This window comes from Kibdelosporangium phytohabitans (genome assembly GCF_001302585.1).
Classification (GTDB): Bacteria; Actinomycetota; Actinomycetes; order Mycobacteriales; family Pseudonocardiaceae; genus Kibdelosporangium; species Kibdelosporangium phytohabitans.
The window spans coordinates 9,062,712-9,083,243 of the sequence record NZ_CP012752.1 but is presented as its reverse complement, the minus strand read 5'-3'; the positions used below and the strand labels follow the sequence as shown (position 1 = coordinate 9,083,243).

17 protein-coding genes and 1 pseudogene are annotated in these 20,532 nt (G+C 68.8%); 8 read left to right on the top strand and 10 right to left on the bottom strand.

The features are described 5' to 3' along the window. Positions 1 to 25 precede the first annotated feature (25 nt). From AOZ06_RS61815 to AOZ06_RS40470, 3 genes and pseudogenes are all read left to right on the top strand, one after another. Positions 26 to 1,305 (top strand): annotated as a pseudogene (locus tag AOZ06_RS61815) (S8 family peptidase). Between the two features lie 39 nt (positions 1,306 to 1,344). Then, complete coding sequence (locus tag AOZ06_RS40475; RefSeq protein ID WP_054294201.1) at positions 1,345 to 2,229, top strand: regulatory protein RecX; 885 nt, start codon at positions 1,345 to 1,347, stop codon at positions 2,227 to 2,229. Then, entirely contained in the window at positions 2,226 to 2,840 is a 615-nt protein-coding gene (locus tag AOZ06_RS40470) for a hypothetical protein (protein WP_169799048.1), read from the top strand. The genes AOZ06_RS40475 and AOZ06_RS40470 overlap by 4 nt, the downstream gene beginning before the upstream one ends. Here AOZ06_RS40470 and AOZ06_RS40465 read toward each other — a convergent pair. Together AOZ06_RS40465 and AOZ06_RS40460 are read right to left on the bottom strand one after the other, a co-directional pair. Continuing rightward, the gene (locus AOZ06_RS40465) at positions 2,818 to 5,601 is read right to left on the bottom strand and encodes a soluble NSF attachment family protein (protein ID WP_054294199.1); all 2,784 of its coding nucleotides are present in this window, start codon (positions 5,599 to 5,601) and stop codon (positions 2,818 to 2,820) included. The genes AOZ06_RS40470 and AOZ06_RS40465 overlap by 23 nt on opposite strands. After that, positions 5,598 to 7,370, bottom strand: a complete 1,773-nt coding sequence (locus AOZ06_RS40460) for an HSP90 family protein (protein WP_054294198.1) — start codon at positions 7,368 to 7,370, stop codon at positions 5,598 to 5,600. Before AOZ06_RS40460 ends, AOZ06_RS40465 begins: the two co-directional genes overlap by 4 nt. 227 nt (positions 7,371 to 7,597) lie before the next feature. On the opposite strand from AOZ06_RS40460, the gene pheS reads away from it, so the two are divergent. The 4 genes from pheS (at position 7,598) to AOZ06_RS40440 (ending at position 12,663) form a co-directional block, all read left to right on the top strand. Continuing rightward, positions 7,598 to 8,668, top strand: coding sequence for a phenylalanine--tRNA ligase subunit alpha (pheS, locus tag AOZ06_RS40455; protein WP_054294197.1), 1,071 nt, complete (start codon positions 7,598 to 7,600; stop codon positions 8,666 to 8,668). Beyond that, positions 8,665 to 11,157 carry a phenylalanine--tRNA ligase subunit beta gene (pheT, locus tag AOZ06_RS40450; RefSeq protein WP_054294196.1) on the top strand — a complete coding sequence of 831 codons (2,493 nt, stop codon included), beginning with the start codon at positions 8,665 to 8,667 and terminating at the stop codon, positions 11,155 to 11,157. Before pheS ends, pheT begins: the two co-directional genes overlap by 4 nt. Positions 11,158 to 11,364: 207 nt before the next feature. Beyond that, complete coding sequence (locus AOZ06_RS40445; RefSeq protein WP_054294195.1) at positions 11,365 to 11,949, top strand: collagen binding domain-containing protein; 585 nt, start codon at positions 11,365 to 11,367, stop codon at positions 11,947 to 11,949. 36 nt (positions 11,950 to 11,985) lie between these two features. Further along, on the top strand, positions 11,986 to 12,663 hold the full coding sequence (locus AOZ06_RS40440) for a DNA alkylation repair protein (protein WP_054294194.1): 678 nt from the start codon (positions 11,986 to 11,988) through the stop codon (positions 12,661 to 12,663). Here AOZ06_RS40440 and AOZ06_RS40435 read toward each other — a convergent pair. Genes AOZ06_RS40435 through AOZ06_RS40410 form a run of 6 tightly spaced genes read right to left on the bottom strand, consistent with a single transcriptional unit; the run spans position 12,650 to position 17,178 of the window. After that, the gene (locus AOZ06_RS40435; protein ID WP_054294193.1) at positions 12,650 to 13,186 is read right to left on the bottom strand and encodes a hypothetical protein; all 537 of its coding nucleotides are present in this window, start codon (positions 13,184 to 13,186) and stop codon (positions 12,650 to 12,652) included. The two genes, AOZ06_RS40440 and AOZ06_RS40435, sit on opposite strands and share 14 nt — an antisense overlap. Then, a complete protein-coding gene (locus AOZ06_RS40430; RefSeq protein ID WP_054294192.1) occupies positions 13,186 to 14,499 on the bottom strand; it encodes an ABC transporter permease in 1,314 nt (437 codons plus the stop codon). The genes AOZ06_RS40435 and AOZ06_RS40430 overlap by 1 nt, the downstream gene beginning before the upstream one ends. Further along, positions 14,496 to 15,281, bottom strand: coding sequence for an ABC transporter ATP-binding protein (locus AOZ06_RS40425; protein ID WP_054294191.1), 786 nt, complete (start codon positions 15,279 to 15,281; stop codon positions 14,496 to 14,498). Before AOZ06_RS40425 ends, AOZ06_RS40430 begins: the two co-directional genes overlap by 4 nt. 14 nt (positions 15,282 to 15,295) lie before the next feature. Then, entirely contained in the window at positions 15,296 to 16,060 is a 765-nt protein-coding gene (locus AOZ06_RS40420) for a hypothetical protein (protein ID WP_054294190.1), read from the bottom strand. Beyond that, a complete protein-coding gene (locus AOZ06_RS40415) occupies positions 16,057 to 16,587 on the bottom strand; it encodes an RNA polymerase sigma factor (protein ID WP_054294189.1) in 531 nt (176 codons plus the stop codon). The genes AOZ06_RS40420 and AOZ06_RS40415 overlap by 4 nt, the downstream gene beginning before the upstream one ends. 6 nt (positions 16,588 to 16,593) lie before the next feature. Continuing rightward, positions 16,594 to 17,178, bottom strand: coding sequence for a TetR/AcrR family transcriptional regulator (locus AOZ06_RS40410; protein WP_054294188.1), 585 nt, complete (start codon positions 17,176 to 17,178; stop codon positions 16,594 to 16,596). A gap of 112 nt (positions 17,179 to 17,290) precedes the next feature. Between AOZ06_RS40410 and AOZ06_RS40405 the strand changes: the two genes are divergently transcribed. Then, positions 17,291 to 18,508, top strand: coding sequence for an FAD-dependent monooxygenase (locus AOZ06_RS40405; protein WP_054294187.1), 1,218 nt, complete (start codon positions 17,291 to 17,293; stop codon positions 18,506 to 18,508). Positions 18,509 to 18,945: 437 nt separating this feature from the next. Here the strand turns inward: AOZ06_RS40405 and AOZ06_RS62370 are convergent, their stop codons facing one another. Further along, positions 18,946 to 19,143 (bottom strand): helix-turn-helix domain-containing protein, encoded by a 198-nt coding sequence (locus tag AOZ06_RS62370; RefSeq protein ID WP_225953765.1) that lies wholly within the window; start codon positions 19,141 to 19,143, stop codon positions 18,946 to 18,948. Positions 19,144 to 20,185: 1,042 nt separating this feature from the next. Further along, positions 20,186 to 20,446 (bottom strand): hypothetical protein, encoded by a 261-nt coding sequence (locus AOZ06_RS60790; RefSeq protein ID WP_225953021.1) that lies wholly within the window; start codon positions 20,444 to 20,446, stop codon positions 20,186 to 20,188. Positions 20,447 to 20,532: the final 86 nt, after the last annotated feature.

Here is a 20,532-nt window from a genome sequence, read left to right as displayed (position 1 = left end):
CGATGCCCGGCAAAGGCCGCCAGGGATGGGGTTCCGGACCTACGAGGTTTCCGGTCACCGGTATGTCATCCCGTCGGATGCGCTCGACGCCGTCGGGTCCGGGCGGATGGACCGGCGGCTGTTCGACATCACGTCCCTGAGGGAATTCGGGTACGCAGACACCCCGAGCGTCCCGCTGATCGTGTCCGGCGAGGCGATGACGGCGGCGAAAGGCCAGTCGTGGCCGGGCTTGCAGGCGAGGCCCGAGAAGATCTGGCTGGACGGCAAGCGCAAACTCGCGTTGGCGGAAAGCGTGCCGCAGGTCGGTGCCCCGGTCGCGTGGCGATCCGGCTTCACCGGCAAGGGCGTGACGGTCGCCGTGCTCGACACCGGGATCGACGACACCCACCCGGATTTCGCCGGCCGGATCGTGGACAAGCGCGACTTCACCGGGAAGGACACTGACGACAAAGTCGGGCACGGCACGCATGTCGCGTCCACGATCGCGGGAATGCGGTGGGCGGCGCGGGACAAGAAGGCCCGCGTGGTGAACCTGGGCCTCGGCGGGCCGGACGCCGAGGAGATCGACCGGCTTGAGGTGGCGATCAACGAGCTCAGCGCCGAGACCGGCGCGCTTTTCGTTGTGGCGTCGGGGAACTCGGGTCCGAGTGCGGGTTCGGTCAGCTCGGGGACGCGTGGTTCTCCGGCCGTGGGCCGCGGATCGACGGCGCCGTCAAACCCGAGATCGCCGCACCGGGCATGGCGATCGTGGCCGCGCTGGCGCGTAACGGCAACGGGGACCCCGTCGACAAGTCGTACACGACGGCCAGTGGCACGTCGACGGCCACGCCGCACGTCGCGGGCGCGGCGGCATTGCTGGCGCTGCGAAGACCGGCGAGCAGGGGCGCGGAGCTGAAGTCCACTTTGGTCTCTTCGGCGACGCCGCTGGTGTTCGACGCGCACTACGTCGGAGCCGGACGGTTGGACGTCGGCCGGGCGATCAAGCAGACCGTGGTCGCTGTCGAGAACTCACTCAACCTCGGAACGCAGCGCTGGCCGCACGATGACGACAAACCGGTCAGTGGCACGGTGACTTACCGCAATACCGGTTCAGCGCCGGTCACGTTGAACCTCGCGGTGTCCGGTGCGCCGTATTCCGTTGAACAGAAGGAAACCACTCTTCAGGCAGGTGGAACAGGCACGGTCAGGGTCACGGCCGACACCCGGACGGGCCCCGACGGGCAACTGGCCGGCAGGCTCCCCGCGACGACGGGCGAGGTCAGGGTTATCACGCCCCTGGCTGTCCACAAAGAAGTCGAGAGCTAAGACCTGGAGGTCACGCAGCTCGGCCGGGACGGCAAGCCGGTGCGGATCGAGTCCATGGTCGTGCTGGGAATGGACAACGGCAAGGCGTTGCACCCGTATGACCTGGACGGTTCGGTGGTGCTGCGCAAGCCGAAGGGCCACTACATGGTCGACACCCACATCCCGGCCGAGGACAGCTACACCCACGTCTTCCTGCCGTCACTCACGCTCCACCACGACCAGAGCCTGACGCTGGACGCACGGCAGGCCAAGCCCGTCCGCCCAGCCGTGCCCAACCCGAAGGTGACCGCGGCGCTGCTGGATGCCGGCCTCGTCAGGCTCTTCGACACGCCCGACGGCCGCAGCGGCTTCCTGTCCGGCGCGATCCTCAGCGGCGGCCCGCCGTTCCACGGCCTGCACCAGGGACCGCCGTTGCGGCCGGACGAGCTCGGGGCGTGGATGGCCGTCAAACTGGGCGAACCGGGCAAGGGCAACGACTTCACCGGAAGTCCGGTGATGTACCACCTGCTCTGGCAGGCGCATGGCACGTGTCCGACCGGTTTCGAACCGGTCGTGCGCCAGGACGAGCTGGCCGAGATCCGGCAGCGCTACCACGCCACGCCTGCGGGGAAGTTCGGCTACACTTGGACTTTCGGCTACCTGGAAGGGCTCGGGCACCTCGCCACCGGTGGCCCGCTGGGCGTGCCGTTGCCGTTCGAGCGGACCGAATACTTCCAGAGGGCCGGTCGTGGTCGCAGAGTTTCGGCCAGTACCGCGACCAGAGCTTCGATTCCGAGAGCAGCGACCTCCACGGCCGCACCGAGATCCGCCAACCGGGAACGAGCACGGTCAGGCACTGGAACCGGGGTGTGTTCTCGCCGTCGTTCGAAACCGCCGCGGACGCGCCGTCGCACTATCTGTCCACCAGGACCGGCAACGAGATGAACACCTTCACGCCGCCCTACGCGGACTCCACGACCGGCCGGAGCGGTTATTCGATGACCGGGCAACGCAAGAGCCGCATGGCCTTGTACCGCGACGGCCAGTTGGTCGCCGAGAAGCCGGACATGTTCTCCGGGCTGTTCCCCGACCTTCCCGAAGCCGAGTCGGCATACCGGGCGGAGTTGTCGCTGACGCTCGACGAGAAGACGTTCCCGTTGTCCACCAGGACGTCCACCGCGTGGACGTTCCGCTCAGCTGCGACAACGCGGACGCGGGCGTTGCCGTTGATGAACGCCAGGGTGGCGCCGAACCTGGACGCCCACAACTCGGTGCGCCCCAACCAGCTGTTCATCATCCCCGTCACCGTGCAGCACAATCCCGGTAGTCAACCGTCCACAGTGACCGAAGTGGCCGTCGAGGCGTCATTCGACGACGGTGCCGCGTGGCGTGATGTGCCGGTCTACGCGGGCAAGGACATCTGGTACGGCCTTGAGGTCAATGCGGCGCCGGACAGCTACGCCTCGCTGCGGGTGACCGCGACCGACGAAACGGGGAACAAGGTCGAACAGACCGTGATCCACGCTTACCGGATCAGCTCCGCAACCGGGCGCTGAGCATGCGTGCTGTCCCGTCCTGGCTGACCGGTTTCGACTGGGTTTCCAGTGCGCGGGACAGCACGTCCAGGATGCGGGCGACGATGCTCGGCGGGGTCTCGTCGCCGAGCAGCTCGACCGAGTCCTTCGCCAGCTGTTCAGCCGTCTCCGCCGCGCCCATCGCCAGGTGGGAGCGGGCCGCGCGGACCATCAGGAAGATCTGCCAGTCGGGCTCGCCGAGCTCCACCACGAGGTCCACGGCGCGGAGGTTGTCCGCCAACGCCTCAGCGTGCCGCGCCATCTGGGTGTACGTGTAGCCGCGCAGTTCCAGCAGCTCCGCGGTCAGCCGGTCGGCCACGTCCCCGTCGGGGATCTGGGTTTCCGCCCGTGCCAGTGTTTCCAGGGCCATCTCTGGGTTCTCGTCCGCGATCACGGCAGCCGCCTTGATCCACGCGCGGAAGGACTCGACCGGCAGTTCGGCCTCGGCCCACAGTTCGGCGGCGCGGCGGTGGCAGCGTTCGGCCTCCGCCGGCTCGTCCAACGCCTGACCGGTCGCGCCGAGACCGGCCCAGACCATCGCCTGCGAGGCCGCCGGGGCGTTGCCGACCAGCTCGAGCATGGCCTGGAAATGCCTGCGGCCCTGCGCGTGCTCGCCGAGCTCCGCGCAGACCGAGCCGAGCCGGTAGCGGATCCGCAGCGTGGCCTCCAGCGCTGTCTCGTCCTCCTGCGGCAACAACCGCAGCGCCTCCTCCAGCGCCTCGGCGGCCTCGACGAGCCGGTCGTGCGCCAGATACCCCGACGACAGGACGAAACAAGCCTGCGCGATCTCCAGCGGGGTGCCCTCGGTCCGGCAGACAGCCACCGTGTCGACGAGCTCCCGCAGGTACTCGCCCGCGCGGTCCATGTTGTCGACCATGGATGCCCGGTGCAGCAGCACAGCCGGTTGCCAGGGCCCCGGGAAGCCGCGGACGAACTCGGCCAGCTCGCCCGACGTCCGCAGGGCCAGGTCGACCTCACCGCGGATCTCGGCGATCGACATCCGCGCGCTCAGCGCGTGGAACCGGTCGCCGGGCCGCAGCCCCGGCACGGCGAGCACCTCGTCGATGATCGCGGCCGCGTCGTCGAAGTGGCCCTGCCGCGCGGCGTGGTCGCCCTGCTCCAGCCGGACGGACGCGGCCCGCTCGGACGCGGTCTCCCCGGCCAGCTCCCCGGCCTCGGCCAGCAGCCGCGTCGCGTGGGCGTGCTCGTGGCGGTTGTCGAGCAACTCGCACAGGATCAGCCTGACCAGGATCCGGCCGGTCGGCGAGGCGTGCGCGTCGGCCTGGGCCAGCGCCTGCTCGGCCGTCGCGATCCCGCCGTCGAGATCACCCGCCTCGGCCTTGAACACGCCGAGGCGCGCGTGGAACCGGGCCGCCTGGTCGAGGTCGCCGAGTTCGGCCAGGCGCTGGATGGCTCGCGCCAGGTCGTCGAGCACGTCCGGGCCGGGGAACACGACAGCGCGCCGTGCCGCCAGCTGGGCCGCGAGCTTGGTGGGCAGCAACGGATCCAGGTCCGCGGGCAGTGACTTCAGCAGCCGGTGCCCGGTGAGGAAGTCGTTGTCCTCGTAGGCCAGGTTCGCCCGGTAGGCCAGCTCCACCGGGTCCGCGGTGACCGGTTCGGCGGGCGCGATCGGGTTCGGAACGGCCAACGGCACGTGCACGGCATCCGGAGCGTCCATGATGGACTTGACGCGCTCGGACTGCCGCGTGGTCCCGTTGCGCTTGTCGAACTCCTCGGCCAGATCCAGCGCCCGCGTGGTCAGGTACGCACGGAGCCGGCCCGCCGTCGTGATCTCCACGCCACCGCCGGGCTGCGGCACGGCCAGTTCGATGTGGTCGGCGTCGAGCCTGCTCAGCAGCAGCGACGTGCTCGCCGCGAAGTTCATCGTGCCGATCGGGCTGGTGGCGTGGTGGACCTGGTCCAGGTGACGCCGCAGCAGCTCCATCCCGCGCGGCACGTTGCCGGTGACCGCGCAGAACTCCAGGTGCAGGCCCACATAACCCTGGCTGGCCTGCTCGCGCGACTGCCGGTACGCCAGCAGGTGCGCGTTCTTGGCCCGTTCCACCTCGCCCAGCGCCGTCAACGCGGGCAGCAGCGCGGTGAGCACCCCCTGCGGCTGCGTGCTGCACGTGAACCGCCCGGCCAGCGCCGGTTCGGCGTGCCGCAACGCTTCCTCGTACCGCCCGCGCATCACCAGGTGCTCGACCTGCTCCTCGACCACGCAGCCCGCGCAGTCGGACATGTCGTCGCGCTCGGTGGCGATGAACCGGGCGAAGTGCTCGTCGGCCAACTCGAAGTCACCGACGTGCGTCGCGGTCAGCGCACGCTGCCCCCACACCGGCTGCAGCGAGAAACCGAACCGCTGGAACCGCGCTTCCAGCTGGCCGAGCACCGATTCGATCTGGGCCAGCGTGAACCGCGGGTCGCGGCGCAGGCCGACCGGCACCCACTTGTGCGCCCAGTTCAGGCTGCGCATGCCGCGGGTGGTGAACACCGACGGGTCGCGCTGCTCGGCCGTGTGGCACCACGCGATCGGTGCGAGGATGAGGTCGTAGCGGTTGAGGTAGTAGCAGGACTCGATCAACGCGAGGCGGCAGAGCGCGGGCAGCTCCTTGTCGCCGCTGGCGTCCGCGGCGCGCGCGGCCCGTTCCAGCGCCTCGTGCTTGGCGATGCCCGTCGGCATGTCGGTCGCCTCGGCCAGCAGCCGGGCCGCGTGTTCCACGGGATCGGTCGGATCGGTCATCGGCGCACCGCCCGGTCGAGCAGGTCGAGGAAGGAACGGTTGAGCGCGGCCGTGTCCTTCGGCCGCATCGGCCGCCGGGACTGCAGCAACGCGTGCACGTACAGCGATTCGACCGTCAGCTCGGCGAGCGTCCGGTCGGTCAGCTCGGACAGCCGCCGCACCAAGGGATTGCGTGTGTTGAGCACGAGTTGCTGGCTCGCGGTGGACTCCGGCTCGGCCAGCCTGCCGAGCAGTTCCGCCCACAGCGGGTCGCTGTGTTCGCTGATCTCGGCGTTGTCCCGCTGCCGTTCCCGGTTGGCGTCGGTGATCAGCAACGCGGGCAGCGAGATCGGGTCGAACTCGCGCGGCACGGCGTCGCAGTCGTGCCGTTCCAGCACGGTCCGCGCGAGTCTCAGGCTCATGCGCAACTGGTCCTCGACCACGGGATCCGGCCGGTCCATGGCCGCCAGCAACTCGCTGGGCACCACACGCCGGGTCGCCACGGCACCGTCGACCTCGGCCACCCGCCGCATCAGCTCCGAGTCGTACGCGTAACCCGCGTTCAGCAGGCCGAGCCCCTGCGCCTGGGCGACAGGCGCGAGCTGGCGGAACTCGTCGACGTCCGGCGTGAACAGAATGCTGTTGTGGCGCCTGCGGAACTGGCGCAGCGTCACGTACCCGTCGGTGGTCTCGAACGGCAGCCAGTGCTCGACCAGGCGCAGCAGGTCGTCGTCCACGAGCGCCACGGACTTCATACCCAGTTGGTGTTTGGCGAGCAACGCGGACGCGCGGTCAGGCTCTGTCGCGCCGAGCCGCACGAGCCAGTCCTTCAGCACTGTGCCGAGCTCGTCGCGCACCCCGAGCAGCGCCTCGTCCTGGTACAGCGACTCGCGGCTCGCCGTCGGGCGCAGCGCGGACGAGTTCACCGCGCAGCGGACGAAGTACGCCCAGTCGGGAAGCAGCCCTTCGACCGAGTCGCCGACCAGCATGCGCTTGAGGTAGACGCGGTGTGCCTGGCGCGAACCGGGATGCGCCGTGTCGGGCATCACGAAGGCCGCACCGGTCAGCCCGGCCGCGGGTATCTCCAGCGGCAGCACGTCGAACGGCCGGAAGCCGAACGTCCGCTCGCAGTAGCCGGCCAGCCGCTCGACGTAGGCGTCGTACGGCTCGTCCGACGGCCGCAGCCACGGCAGTCGCGGCTGGGCGATCCGCTCGGTGCCGACCAGCACCTCGGCGGGCAGCAACTCGCCGAACTCCCTGGCCAGTGCGGCGACCATGTCGTGCTGCAGCCAGTGTTCGGCGTCCCTGCGCGGGACCAGCGTCACAGTCGTGCCGATCTCGGCCCGCGCCGAGTCGTCGGCCACCACCTCGTACGTCCCGGACGCGCCGGCGGTCCAGCGCACCGCGGGACCACCCTTCGCCGACCGGCTGACCAGGTGGATCTCCTCGGCGACCAGGAAGCAGGACAGCAGGCCGACGCCGAACTGGCCGAGGAAGCCCTGCCGCGCGAAACCCAGCTCGTCGCGCTTGGAGGTGCGGCCGAGCGTGGACACCAGGGTGTGCACCTCGTCCTCGGTCAGCCCGATCCCGCTGTCGGAGATCCGCAGCGTGCCGTCACCGGTGTGCTCGGCCGGTTCGAGCACGATCCGGGCGGGGCCGCCGTCGCGCGCGGTGATCGCGTCCGTCGCGTTCTGCAGCAGCTCCCGGATGTAGACCCGAGGGCTGGAGTAGAGGTGCTGGCTGAGCAGCTCGATGATGCCGCGGAGATCGACGCCGAACGATCTGGACATGAGTGGTAGCTGACCTCGGAATGAGATGGGACGACGCGAGTGTCGTGCGCGTCACTCTATCGGGCGAGTGCGCTGCCTGTTACTCCACCGAGGGCATGAGCGCTTATGTGACCTATTGAGTTGCGCGAAGTGAGGGTCGCCTACGATCGTTGGGCTACCGTCGTTGCCTGATTCCGCGCGGCGGCACAGCACCCGCACTCGTGGACCCGAGGAGATGTCCAGCACCGATGTCCGGAGCCAACGACCCCTACGACCCTAAAGAGGTCGCGGCGCTCGCGCCGGAGACGCTTCAGCAGGCGGTCGACAAGGCTAAGGCCGAGTTTTCCGCCGCTGACAGCCTCGAAGCCCTCGCCGCGGTCAAACCGGCCCACCTCGGTGACAAGTCGCCGTTGATGGTCGCCCGCCGCGAGATCGGCGCGCTCGCGCCCAAAGCCCGCTCCGAGGCGGGCAAACGCGTGAACGAGACCCAGGCCGCGATCAAGGCGGCGTTCGACGAGCGCCGCGCGCAGCTGGAGATCGAACGCGACGAACGCGTCCTGAACGACGAGACGGTCGATGTGACGCTGCCGTGGGCCCGTGTGCCGCGTGGCGCCCGTCACCCCGTCGCCACGCTGTCCGAGTTGATCGCGGACGTCTTCGTCGGCATGGGCTACGAAGTCGCCGAAGGCCCCGAGGTCGAGGCCGAGTGGTTCAACTTCGACGCGTTGAACTTCCTGCCGGACCACCCGGCCCGTACGACGTCCGACACGTTCTACGTCGCGCCCGCGGACTCCGGGCTGGTGCTGCGCACGCACACCTCGCCGGTGCAGATCCGCTCGCTGCTGGACCGCGAACTGCCGGTGTATGTGGTCTGCCCTGGCCGCACGTTCCGCACCGACGAGATGGACGCCACGCACCTGCCGGTGTTCAACCAGGTCGAAGGCCTCGCGGTGGACAAGGGCATCACGATGGCGCACCTGAAGGGCACGCTGGACCACTTCGCCCGCGCCATGTTCGGCCCGGAGTCCAAGACCCGCTTCCGGCCGCACTTCTTCCCGTTCACCGAGCCGTCCGCCGAGGTGGACGTCTGGTTCCCGGAGAAGAAGGGCGGCGCGGGCTGGGTCGAGTGGGGCGGCTGCGGCATGGTCGACCCGAACGTGTTGCGCGCCTGCGGCGTGGACGCCGACGTCTACTCGGGGTTCGCGTTCGGCATGGGCATCGACCGGACGCTGCAGTTCCGCAACGGCATCCCGGACATGCGCGACATGGTCGAAGGGGACGTTCGCTTCACGACGGCGTTCGGAACGGAGGCGGAGTGAGGATCCCGCTCAGCTGGCTCAAGGCGTACGTCGACGTCCCGGAGACGGCGACCTCGGAGGAGATCTCCGCGGCGCTGGTCGGTCTCGGCTTCGAGGTCGAGGAGATGCGTTCGCTCGACGAGGTGACCGGCCCGCTCGTGGTCGGCCGCGTCGTGGAGATCGAGGAGCTCAAGGACTTCAAGAAGCCGATCCGCTACTGCCAGGTCGACGTCGGTGACGGCGAGGACGACGACGACGTCCAGACCCGCGGCATCATCTGCGGCGCCACGAACTTCGCCGAGGGCGACCTGATCGTGGCCGCGCTGCCGGGCGCGGTGCTGCCCGGCGGGTTCGCGATCTCGGCGCGCAAGACCTACGGCCGCACGTCCAACGGCATGATCTGCTCGGCCAGCGAACTCGGCCTCGGCGACGACCACTCCGGGATCCTGGTGCTGCCCAGCGGCGAGGCCAGCCCCGGCGACGACGCCGCGCCGCTGCTCGGCCTCGAGGACACCGTGATCGACCTGGAGATCACGACCGACCGCGGCTACGCCATGTCGGTGCGCGGCCTGGCGCGTGAGCTCGCGATCGCGTTCGAGACCACCCTGGTCGACCCCGCCGCGATCAACGTGCCGGGCGCCGAGGGCGAGGCGCACGGCGTGCACATCGAGGACCAGCGGGGCTGCTCCCGGTTCGTGGCGCGGCGGGTGACGGGTCTCGACCCGACGTCGCCGACGCCGTGGTTCATGCGCAGGCGGCTGATGCTCGCCGGGATCCGCAGCATCTCGCTCGCGGTGGACGTGACGAACTACGTGATGCTCGAGACCGGGCAGCCGATGCACGCGTTCGACACGTCGTCGGTGAAGGGCAACCTGACCGTGCGGCGCGCGCAGCCGGGCGAGAAGCTGACCACATTGGACGATGTGGAGCGCGCGCTCGACCCCGACGACATCGTGATCGCCGACGACACCGGCCCGGTGTCGCTCGCCGGGGTGATGGGCGACGCGTCGACCGAGGTCCGCGAGGACTCGACCGACATCCTGCTCGAGGCAGCCGTCTGGGACCCCGCGTCGATCGGGCGCGCGGTCCGCAGGCACAAGCTGCCCAGCGAGGCCTCCAAGCGCTTCGAGCGCTCGGTCGACCCGGCGCTGGCCCCGGCCGCCGCCGAACTGGCCGCGAAGCTGCTGCGTGAGCACGGCGAAGCCCGGATTCAGCCGGGCCGCACCGACGTCGGGCGGCCGGAGCTGCCGGGACCGGTGATGATGGAGATCGACCTGCCGGACCGCGTCGCGGGCGTGAACTACCCCCGTGGCGTGACGGCGCGCAGGCTGAGCCAGATCGGCTGCAGCGTCGAGGTGACCTCGACCGAGGCCGGTCGCGCCGCGGTGATCGCGACCCCACCGACCTGGCGGCCGGACCTGACCCGGCAGGCCGACCTGGTCGAGGAGGTGCTGCGGCTGGAGGGGTACCACACGATCCCGTCCGTGCTGCCCGCCGCGCCCGCCGGTCGTGGCCTGACCCCGTCGCAGCGCCGTCGCCGTGCCGTGGCGCGCACGCTGGCGGATGTCGGCTACGTCGAGGTCAACCCGATGAACTTCGTGTCGCCGGCCACCTGGGACGCTTTCGGGCTGGCCGCGGACGACGTGCGCCGTCAGACGGTGAAGGTGCTCAACCCGCTCGAGGCCGACCGCAACGAGCTGGCCACGACACTGCTGCCCGGTCTGCTGGAAGCGTTGGCGCGCAACGTGTCCCGCGGCATCAGGGACGTGTCGCTGTTCAACGTCGCCCAGGTCGTGCTGCCGAGGGCCCAGCAGGTGCCGGTGCCCGAGGTGTCGATCGACCAGCGGCCGACCGATGCCGAGATCGCCACGCTCAAGGCAGCGCTGCCCGCGCAGCCGGTCCACGTTGCGACCGTGCTGACCGGCAACCGCCAGCGCCCGGGCTGGTGGGGCAAGGGCGAGCCGGCCACGTGGGCGGACGCGATCCAGGCCGCACGCGACGTCGCGGCGACCGCGGGCGTCGAGCTGACTGTCCAAGCCGGATCGTTGATGCCGTGGCACCCTGGCCGCTGCGCGGAACTGCGCGTCGGCGGTTTCCCGGTGGGCCACGCGGGCGAGCTGCACCCGAAGGTCGTCGAGGCGCTCGGCCTGCCGAAGCGCACGTGCGCGATGGAGCTGGACCTGGACCTGCTGCCGATCCAGCAGCACCGGCCCGCGCCCATCGTGTCGCCGTACCCGCCGGTCCTGCTCGACGTGGCCCTGGTGCTGGACGCGTCGGTGCCGGTCGCGGAGGTCACGGACGCGCTCAACGCGGGCGGCGGTGACCTGCTGGAGGACCTGCAGCTGTTCGACGTGTACACCGGTGAGCAGCTCGGCGAGGGCAAGCGTTCGCTGGCGTACTCGCTGCGGTTCCGCGCGCCGGACAAGACGCTGACGGTCGAAGAGGCCACAACGGCCAAGGAAGCGGCTGTCGCCGTGGTGGCGGACCGGTTCGGCGCCACACTTCGCTGACCAAAACCTCGTGAGTGGTTCGTCCGGTTCTAACCGGACGAACCACTCACGACGTTTTTTGGCGGTCCAAGTGGGCCGGTGGGCGGCCACCCATCGGCCCAACTGTGATCACGGTACTTCCAGGCGGGCCTTCGCGTGTCGCATAGTGGGGATCCACCATGGACACGAGGGGGCTCGTTGCGCGCGTTTCTTGTTGCACTCACAGCGTTGTTGTTCACCATCGGCTTGGCCGTGCCCGCGAACGCGGTCGAACACGGCCGGATAACCGGAAAGTTCGACGGTTCCACCGGCGGGGTGCGGATCCTTCTCACCGACACCAAGGGCAACAGCGCGTCGGGGTCGGTGTTCCCGGACAGTGCGGGGCGGTACCGCTTCGACAAGGTCGCGCCGGGTGACTACCACATCCGGTACATCTGGAAGGACGAGACCGACCAGTGGTTCCCCGGGCAGATCAAGCGGCAGCTCGCCAAGGTCGTCCAGGTGCGGGCGGGCGAGGAGTTCGTCGCGGACGACACCGAGCTGAAGCCTGGCTCCGTGCGCGCCACCATCACGGACGCGGTCACCGGCAAACCGATCAAGGGCGCGTGCGTGTGGATGACCAAGGCCCCGTACTCGAGGTCGTTGTGCTCGGGTGAGGACGGTGTGGCGAGGTTTTCGCGGCTCAGGGCGTGGAACTGGAACTTCGTCGCCAACACGCTGGTCGGCGGGTACGTGGCCGGTTACGTCGACAACGTCGACGTCCTGCCGGAGGTGACCACTGACCTGGCGATCTCGTTGACCCCGAAGCCGTAGGGCGAAACTGTCGGCCCCCGGGCGTATGGTCCGGGAATGAGCAGTTTGGCCGACGCGGTCCGCACCGAACTCGAGCGCGCCGCGGATCCGCGCAAGGCGCCGGAGATGCAGCGGTACATGAAGTCCGAGATGCCGTACCGCGGTGTGGCCAAACCGGAGCGGGCCGCGTTGACCAAGAAGCTCTTCACCGAGCACGTGATGTCCGATGTGGACGAGCTGGTAGCGGTCACGTTGGAGCTGTGGCGTGAAGCCGAGTTCCGCGAGGAGCGCTACGTCGCGATGGACCTGACCGGCGACCGCCGCTACAGGGACTGGCAGAACCCGGATCTGATGCCGTTGTACGACGAGATGATCGTGACCGGCGCGTGGTGGGACTACGTCGACGAGATCGCGATCCGCCGCGTCGGGCCGATTTTGCAGGCCGATCCGGAGACCATGACGCCGATGATGCTCGAGTGGTCGGCCGACGCCGACCTGTGGCGCCGTCGCACGTCGATCATCTGCCAGGTCGGCGCGAAGACCGACGTCGACACCGAACTGCTCACCAGTACCATCGAGGCGAACATCACCGACAAGGACTTCTTCCTGCGCAAGGGAATTGGCTGGGCGTTGCGCCAGCACTCCAAAGTGGACGCGGCCTGGGTGCGGGTCTTCGTCGACTCGCACCCAGACCTGTCACCGTTGTCCCGACGTGAGGCGACTAAGTATGTCTAGGACCACGAATGGCATATACGGCCAAGCCCGTCAGTCCGAGCGCCGCGGCCGTAAGCAAAGCCCCGGTCGACTCGGGGCTTTGCACCAGCCAAGTCAGGACGTCGTTGTCGGTCGGCCCCGCGACGACGCACACGGCCACCCAGACCACGGGCAGCGTCCACGCGAGTTGGTTACCCAGAAACGGGGCGCCCAAACCTGTCAGCCCGACCAGTCCGGCGGCATCGCGGAGGATGATCCCGGCATCCCACGAGCCGGCCGCGGTGATCAGGCCGAACACCACTGCGGCCCCCAAGACCACGTGCGTGCCGCGCCACAACGGCCACGGCAACGAACCGGTCCGGTCGAGTTGGGCGTCCGGGCTGCTGAGCCCCGCTGACACCGCCGCGACTCCCATGGCCAGCGCCAACAGCAAGATCTTGTCGTCCGGGTTGTCAAGCGCCCGGACACCGATCGCCGACGCGAGCATGAGCGCGAAGGCCCCGAGCAACCCGCGAGACCGTGCGTACAACACCAGCAGGCGCATCAGCAGTCACGCGCCTCGGCGCGCAGTGCTGCGATTCGCGCGGGCTGCTGGTCGGCGGGCATTGCCCGGACTTCGTCCCAGAGCTTCCCCGCGATCTCCGTCGCCCCTTCGGTCAGCTCTCGTGGCGAGACGGGCTTCGGTTCGCCGTTGAGCCACGACGCCACGACGGCTCGTTTGGCTTCCGACCTGTCGTATCCCGTTATGCCGTTATCGCACCGGACTCGTTCGGGCCCAGCCAGAATCGTCTGTTTGACGTGCTTCGTGAACCCGAAGTCGCTGATGACGAAGTACGCGGTGTCCCCGGACGGCGGGAGGGAGTCGGTTTTGAACGGACCTGTCCGTGCCTCCACCGCCGAGGTCGGCCCGCCGGGGAGCTTCGCCAGCTTCGTCAACGCTTCCTGCGCCGGGCCGACGTACTCGCCGAGCTTGTCCTGGTGCAGTCGGGACACGCACACGCGCGGTCCGCTGTCGGCGCAGACCAGCGCGGAAGCAGTCTCGTCCTGCTTGAACACCCCGTCCCGTGACGGCAGCAGGAAGTACGTGAGCACACCGGCGGCGACGGCCGGGACCAGCGCGAGCACCTGGGCCCTCCGGCCGGCGAACGTGAGCAGTCCGAAGCCGGTCACGGCCAGCCCGAGGAACCACAAGCCCTGTACCGCGGTCACGCCGTCAGCCACTGCGAGGAACGGGTTGTTCGGATTGTTGATCACCGGTGTCATCAGCGCGAACTGGTGCGACACCGTTCCCTCGATGACGCTGCCGCTGCTGGGGCCGCCGACCAAGGCAAGCGTGGTCGCGGCGAAGGCCAGTACCGCCAGGATCGGCGCCGTCAACAGATATGGCAGCGCATGCCCGATGCCCATGCCGATCAACACCGCTGCGACCAGCGACAACATGCCCACGATCGTCACCGGCAGCCAGTCGGCGTGGAAGTAGCTGGCGTTCCCGAGCACCTGCGCCGCGCCGACGAGGAAGATCACCAGATACGCGCCGACCATACTCAGGCACAGCGCGGCTACCGGTGGCACCGCACGCTGGACCGCGGTCTTGGGCATCGTCACCATCAGCTCGTCGACCTCGGCCCGGCGGTCCCGCCTGCCCTGCCACGCGCCCGCGCCCAACGCCAACGGCCACAACATGTTCAGCAGCCAGCGTTGCCAGATGGCCAGGGATGTCCAGCCTTCGGTCCACGCGTCCGGTCCCTTGTGCCACGGCCCGGGCAGTCCGTAGAACACGCCGAAAGCGATCAGCAGCGTCAGGAAACCGGCCCACAACGCTGCCGAGCGCCGCAGTTCGATCTTCAGCGCCCTCATGACGCACGCCCGAGCAGTGCCGAGTAGCCGCGTTCGGCCGGGCTGTCGCCTGCGTCGGACTCGCTGCCCGCCGCTGCCAACGTCTCCGGTGTCCCCTGGAACACCAAGCCCCCCTCGTTCATCAACACGACATCGGTGCACGCGTTGGCGACGTCCTCGACCAGGTGCGTGGACACCACGACACAGGTGTCGGTGCTCAGCGAGCGCAGCAGTTCACGGAACTGCATGCGTTGCGCGGGATCCAGCCCCACGGTCGGCTCGTCCAGCAACAGGATCCGCGGATTGTTGACCAGTGCCTGCGCGATGCCCGCGCGCCGGACCATCCCGCCGGACAACGTCTTGAGCTTGTCGTCGGCGCGGGAGGTGAGGTTCGCCCGGTCGATGGCCCGCTGGACCGCTCCCGGGATCTCGGCCTTCGGCATCTCCTTCAGCCACGCCATGTACTCGACGAACTCGCGCACAGTGAACCGCGGGTAGTACCCGAACTGCTGTGGCAGGTAACCGATCTCCCGCCGCAGCATCCGCAGGTCGCTGCCACCCGGCTTGCGGCCGAGCAACTCGACCGAACCGCCTGACGGGCGCAGAACCGTTGCCAGGCACCGGATCAGGGTCGTCTTGCCTGCGCCGTTCGGGCCGAGGACGCCGTGCACCCCGATACCGAGCGACAGGTCCAGGCCGTTCACGGCCGTCCGCCGACCGGCGCGCACCCGCAGCTCCGAGGTCCGGATCTCCGATGCGTACGTCGTCGGAGCGGTTTCCGCCGCCCTCACCACGCGTCCCAATGTGTTCCCCTTTATCAACGCAGCAGTCGCGCGAAGCTGTCGGCCCGCAGGCCCAGCACGGCGACGCACCCGACAGTGATCAACGCCCAGTAGGGCAGGCTGCCCGGCAGCAGCACGTGCGGCAGGTCGTTCTCGGCGAGAGCGGGAGCCACGCTCACCAGCGTCCACACCCCGGCGAGCACGACGGCGGCACGTGTGACCCCGATGAGCAAGCCGAGAGTGAGCGCACCGGCCGTGAACGCCAGCGACGGCAACAACCACAGCGCCGGCGAGGCCCGTCCCGGCAGTCCTGCCAGGAACAGCACGGGAATCATGATCACCAGCACGGCCACCGTCCGCCGCAGGACCAGTTCGAGACCCGCGCGGGGCGTCCCGGCGACGAGTTCGTACATCGGGTCCGCTTTCTTGTTCCAAGCCAGCGCGACACCGAGCATCGGCGCGACCGGCGCGACCAGGAGCACGACCGAGGTGTCCAGCACCATGAGCGTGTCGAGCAGCATCGCGACGGCCGCGATCAGGATGATCGTGCCGACCCACGGAAAACCGGCCGGGGTGATCCAGGTGGACAGCCGGCGGCGCCTGGCGGGCACCTCGGCAGGCGTGATCCCGGCCCACACCGTGTCCAGCAGAGGAGCGATGCCGTCGGCGTGGGACGCCAGGAGCTGACGGCACGAGGCACACGTCTCCATGTGTGCTTCCAACGCCCAGACCTGGTCCGCGGGTATGCCGTTGTCCCCGTTGACATACCTGCGGACCAGGTCCCCCGACACGTGGCTCATGACAGCGCCTCCCGTAGCAAGATCCGTGCCCGGCGGGCCCGTGTTTTCACGGTTCCCTCGGGCACGCCGAGCAGGACCGACGTTTCACGCACGGTCAGCCCGTCGAGCACCATCGCCTGCAACACGTCACGCAGCTCGGGTGCCAGGCCGTCCAGCGCGGCACCCAGCTCGGCCCCGACCGTCCCTGCCAGCGCCTCGTCCTCCGCGGCAGGCGCTTCCAATGGGGCGTCGTGCCGGATCTCGGCGTGCCTCGCCTGCTTGCGGAAGACGTCGACCAGCCGGTGCGCCGCGATCGTCCACAGCCACCCGACCGCGCTGCCGTCCACCGCCGCGCCCGCGAAACCACCTGCCGCACGCCAGACCGCGAGGTATGTCTCCTGCACGACCTCGGCGACGACCTGGTCGTCGGAACAACGGCGGCGCAGCCGCACAGCCAGCCACGGTGACGTGCGGCGGTACAGCTCCTCGAAGGCCGCCCGGTCGCCTTTGGCGATCCGGCGGACCAACGCCGCTTCGTCGTCCGTCATGCCCAGCTAGACGACGGGATGCCCGGAATGGTTCTCGTCCGGCGGAATCACTTCGAGCCCGAGCGCGCCCCACGCGGCGTCGACGGACACTTTCCGCAGCTCTTCCTGGGGAACTTCGGCGAACTCGATCGTGCAGTCCTGCAGTCCGCCCAGCGCGATCGTGGCCTTGGTCGCCTCGGCGAGGGTCGGGTTCGGACCGATCAGCAAGGTGGCGACCCGCCTGCGCCAGGCGATCACGAGTTCGACCAGGCCGAGATCGCTCAGCGTGGTCAGCTCCTGCAGCAGCAGCCGGACGTCCCGGCGGTGGCGGTAGTGGAAGTCGAAGTACCCCTCCAACAACGCCCGTTTGTCCATCCCGGACGGCGCGTCCCGCTGGGTCTCCTCCTGCTGGTCGACGAACGCCTGCGCGTCGTCGAGCAAGGGTTTCATGATGCTGCGCAGCAGGTCGTCCCGCGAGGCGAAGTGGTAGTACAGGGCCGGTTTGCTGATCCCGAGCCGCTCGGCGATCTCACGCAGGCTGGTCCTCTGCACACCCTGCTCGGCGAAGAGTTCTCGCGCCGCGTTCAGGATGCGCTGTTTCGTGTCGGCCACGCGACAAGAGTAGGTGACCTACCGGCAGGTCAACATCAGCGATCCCTGACTTACCGGTAGGTCAGATCCATGGTATTGTCTGACCTACCGGTAAGTCAGAAAGAGGGGGATCATGAAGGTACTCATCTCGGGGGCGAGCATCGCGGGGCCGGTTCTCGCGTACTGGTTGGCGAGGTACGGCCACGAGGTCACGGTCGTGGAGCGTGCGCCCGCGCTGCGCAAGACAGGTGGACACGCGGTGGACCTGTTCCGTCCCGCGATGGACATCAGCGAGCAAATGGGCGTGCTACCGCGGATCGAACGGGCGGCCACAGGCGCCGAGCGGATGACGGTCCACCGGCCGCGGGTGGCCAGACCAGCCAGGATCGACCTCGGCAAGATCTACGGTGTCACCTCGGACAGGCACGTCGAGATCATGCGGGACGACCTCAGCGAGATCTACTACGACGCCACGACCAGCGACGTCGAGTACGTCTTCGGGGACTCGATCACCCGGATCGACGGGACCGGCGCAGTCGTGTTCGAGAACTCGGCGCCCCGCGAGTTCGACATCGTCGTGGGCGCCGACGGACTGCACTCGAACGTGCGGCGGCTGACCTTCGGCGAGGAAGCCGACTGCACCGAGTTCGCCGGGGCGTACCTCGCCGTGATCAGCGTCCCGAAAGCCCTCGCGGCCGAGGGCGAGTTCACCATCCACCTGGACGTGGACCGAATGGCGGGGATCTACAGCGCGCAGCACATGGCGGACGCCCGTGCGCTGTTCCTGTTCCGCAGCAAGCAACTCGACTACCACTACCGTGACGTGCCGCGACAGAAGCACTTGCTGCGGCAGGCGTTCCACCGCCTCCACCCGGACGTGAACCGCCTGCTGGACCAGGCCGAGAGCTCACCGGCGTTCTACTTCGACTCGATCACCCAGCTCCGCCTCGACTCGTGGTCCCGCGGCCGAGTCACCCTCGTCGGAGACGCGGGCTACTGCCCAGGCCCAGCCATCGGCGGCAGCACAAGCCTGTCCGTCATCGGCGCCTACGTCTTAGCCGGCGAACTGGCCGCGGCAGGCGATGACTACGAACGTGGCTTCGCCGCCTACGAGCGGGAAATGATCGGCTTCGTCTACCGCAGCCGCGAATTCGCCCTGATGGCAGCCAGAAACCTGATCCCCCGCAACAAGTTCGGCGTATGGGGCCTGGTCAACGGCGCCCGGGCGATCTCAGCCCTCCCACCGTCACTGGGGCGCGCCCTGGCCAACCTCAACCCGTCAGGCCTCCGGCTCCACGACTCCTTCAAGGTGAAGACCTATGACGTACCCCAACCAACCCGTCAACGCTGACACCCCGCCACCCCAGCACGTCCACCGACACATTCGCCTGGAGTTACCCCGTTCTGGCGGACACCGCGAGGTTGTCCCGGTTTCACGGACTCGGTGATGTTGCGCCGGTTTCACGGACTCGTCGGTGCGGAGATCAGGATCGAGGGGGCAGTGGTCTCGAACTCCAGCGGGCTCATCCGGTCCAGCGCTGAGTGCCTGCGGCGGCGGTGGTGGAAACCTTCTGTATTCAATGTCGCGTTCGTGAGTTCGAGTCGGGTCCGTCGGCGTTGCCGGTCAAGTAGCTCGGTCTGCTGCGACCCCAGAACGCTTCGGCCATGGCGTTGTCGCAGGGGTCCCCGACGATGGCCAGTGAGGGCAGCAGCCTGGCCCTGCGGGTGCGTTCGGTGAAGCTCCATAGTTGGGTCGGGCCGTCCCGACGGAACTGGCGTTTGCCCAGATCAGTCACGGTCACGGCTGGGTACGCGGTTAACCCTGCGCCGCAACGCTACACCGGCCAGACCAGCCGGGTGCATCAACAACGCCACCGACTTGCGTGACACCACGACGCCCTGTCCATGGACCAACTCCACACGCAACCGCGGCGCCCCGTAGGTCTTCTGCGAGGCCTCGTGCACCACGGCGATCTGATCGGTCAGCCACGCCTGCCGAATGGCTCGCCGCGAGGGCGGGCGTCCCCGGGCGTCGTAGAACCCGGACCGGACACACCGAGCGACAGGCAGGCCTGCTTGGCTGGGACGCCCTCAGCTGCCAGTTCGGCCACGAGGGGGAAGCGGACTTTGGGGACAGCACCTGCTCCACCGCCGTAGCCGCTTCGCGCAGGATCTTGACCTCGTTCTCCAGCTCAGCGATCCGCGCCTGAGCCGGGGATGTACCACCCGAGAGCCCGTCCGCACGACGTTCATCGCCAAGACACCCTCGATGGGCACTGCGCCGGGCGGGAGCGAACAAGGCGGTGGCCGAGCACCACCGTTCGGCACCACCACGTTGGAGGCCGTGCGCGTCCGCGACGCGGAACAACGCCTCTGAGCCGCTGCCAAGGCCGCGGACTCGATCGCTTCCGGACTCGGCGAGACCAGGCCCCGGTCGATCTCATCCTGCTGCCTTCAGTGGTAGCGGCATTGCCTCAGTTCATGGACTAGCTTGAGTTTCAACCTGTTCGGCGGGTTGGGGCGTGCTGGACTTGCCCTTCTTCGCTGTCGTCGAGGTGATGACCTGCAGGTCGTAGTGGATGGCCGGTCGGCCGTTGTGGCGTCCGGATGGCCGTCCAGGACCTGGCCGAGACGGTGTTTGACCGCGGTTTTCAGGGATGAGGCAGAGACAAAGCCCGCCCAGCGCATGGATGCGGTGCGCGACAGCGCACCAGATCGGCGCGGCGGTTCCGAAAGAGACACTGACACGGGCGTACTCATCGAAAGGGGCGAACTGCATCGACTCTTCCAACAGCCCTCAGGTCCTGCTTTCGCTGCAGGTGTCCGTGTCCACGGTGTCCGGCAGAATCCGCAGCGGCATGGCGGCGGCGGTGTGCCCGCGGACGAGTCCGCCGCCGAGGCTGCATCGGCTGCTGCCGCCATCCCGGTTGCGTCAGCCAGGTGGCGTAAGCCAGGCGTGATCACTCCGGTCGGTGGAACTCCAGGGCGCCCGGTACGGACTGCCAGTCGACGGACTTGAAATCGAGCGTCATCCCTCGGTCTGGCGCCGGGCGATGGCGGGCAGGCTTCGCGTGAGGCTGGCGAGGCTTTTGTACGGCTCGCCTGACAGCACCTTGTTCGCCACGGTGAAAGGGAAACCGACGACGCCGTTGACTGCCACGGCGCAGGCGCCGGGTGCTTGGTCGTGCGTGATCCACTGGCCGCCGTGGGTTTCGACGATGACCTGGCCGGTGTATGCGCCGACGAACTGCCACCACAGGTCGAAGCGTTCGCCGCCGAGTGGCTCCACAGCCGACAGTTCGGCACACACCTCGTCGAGCGATTAGAGACTGTCCACGCTCCAGTCCAGCTGTCGCTGGAACTGCGCGTCGACCA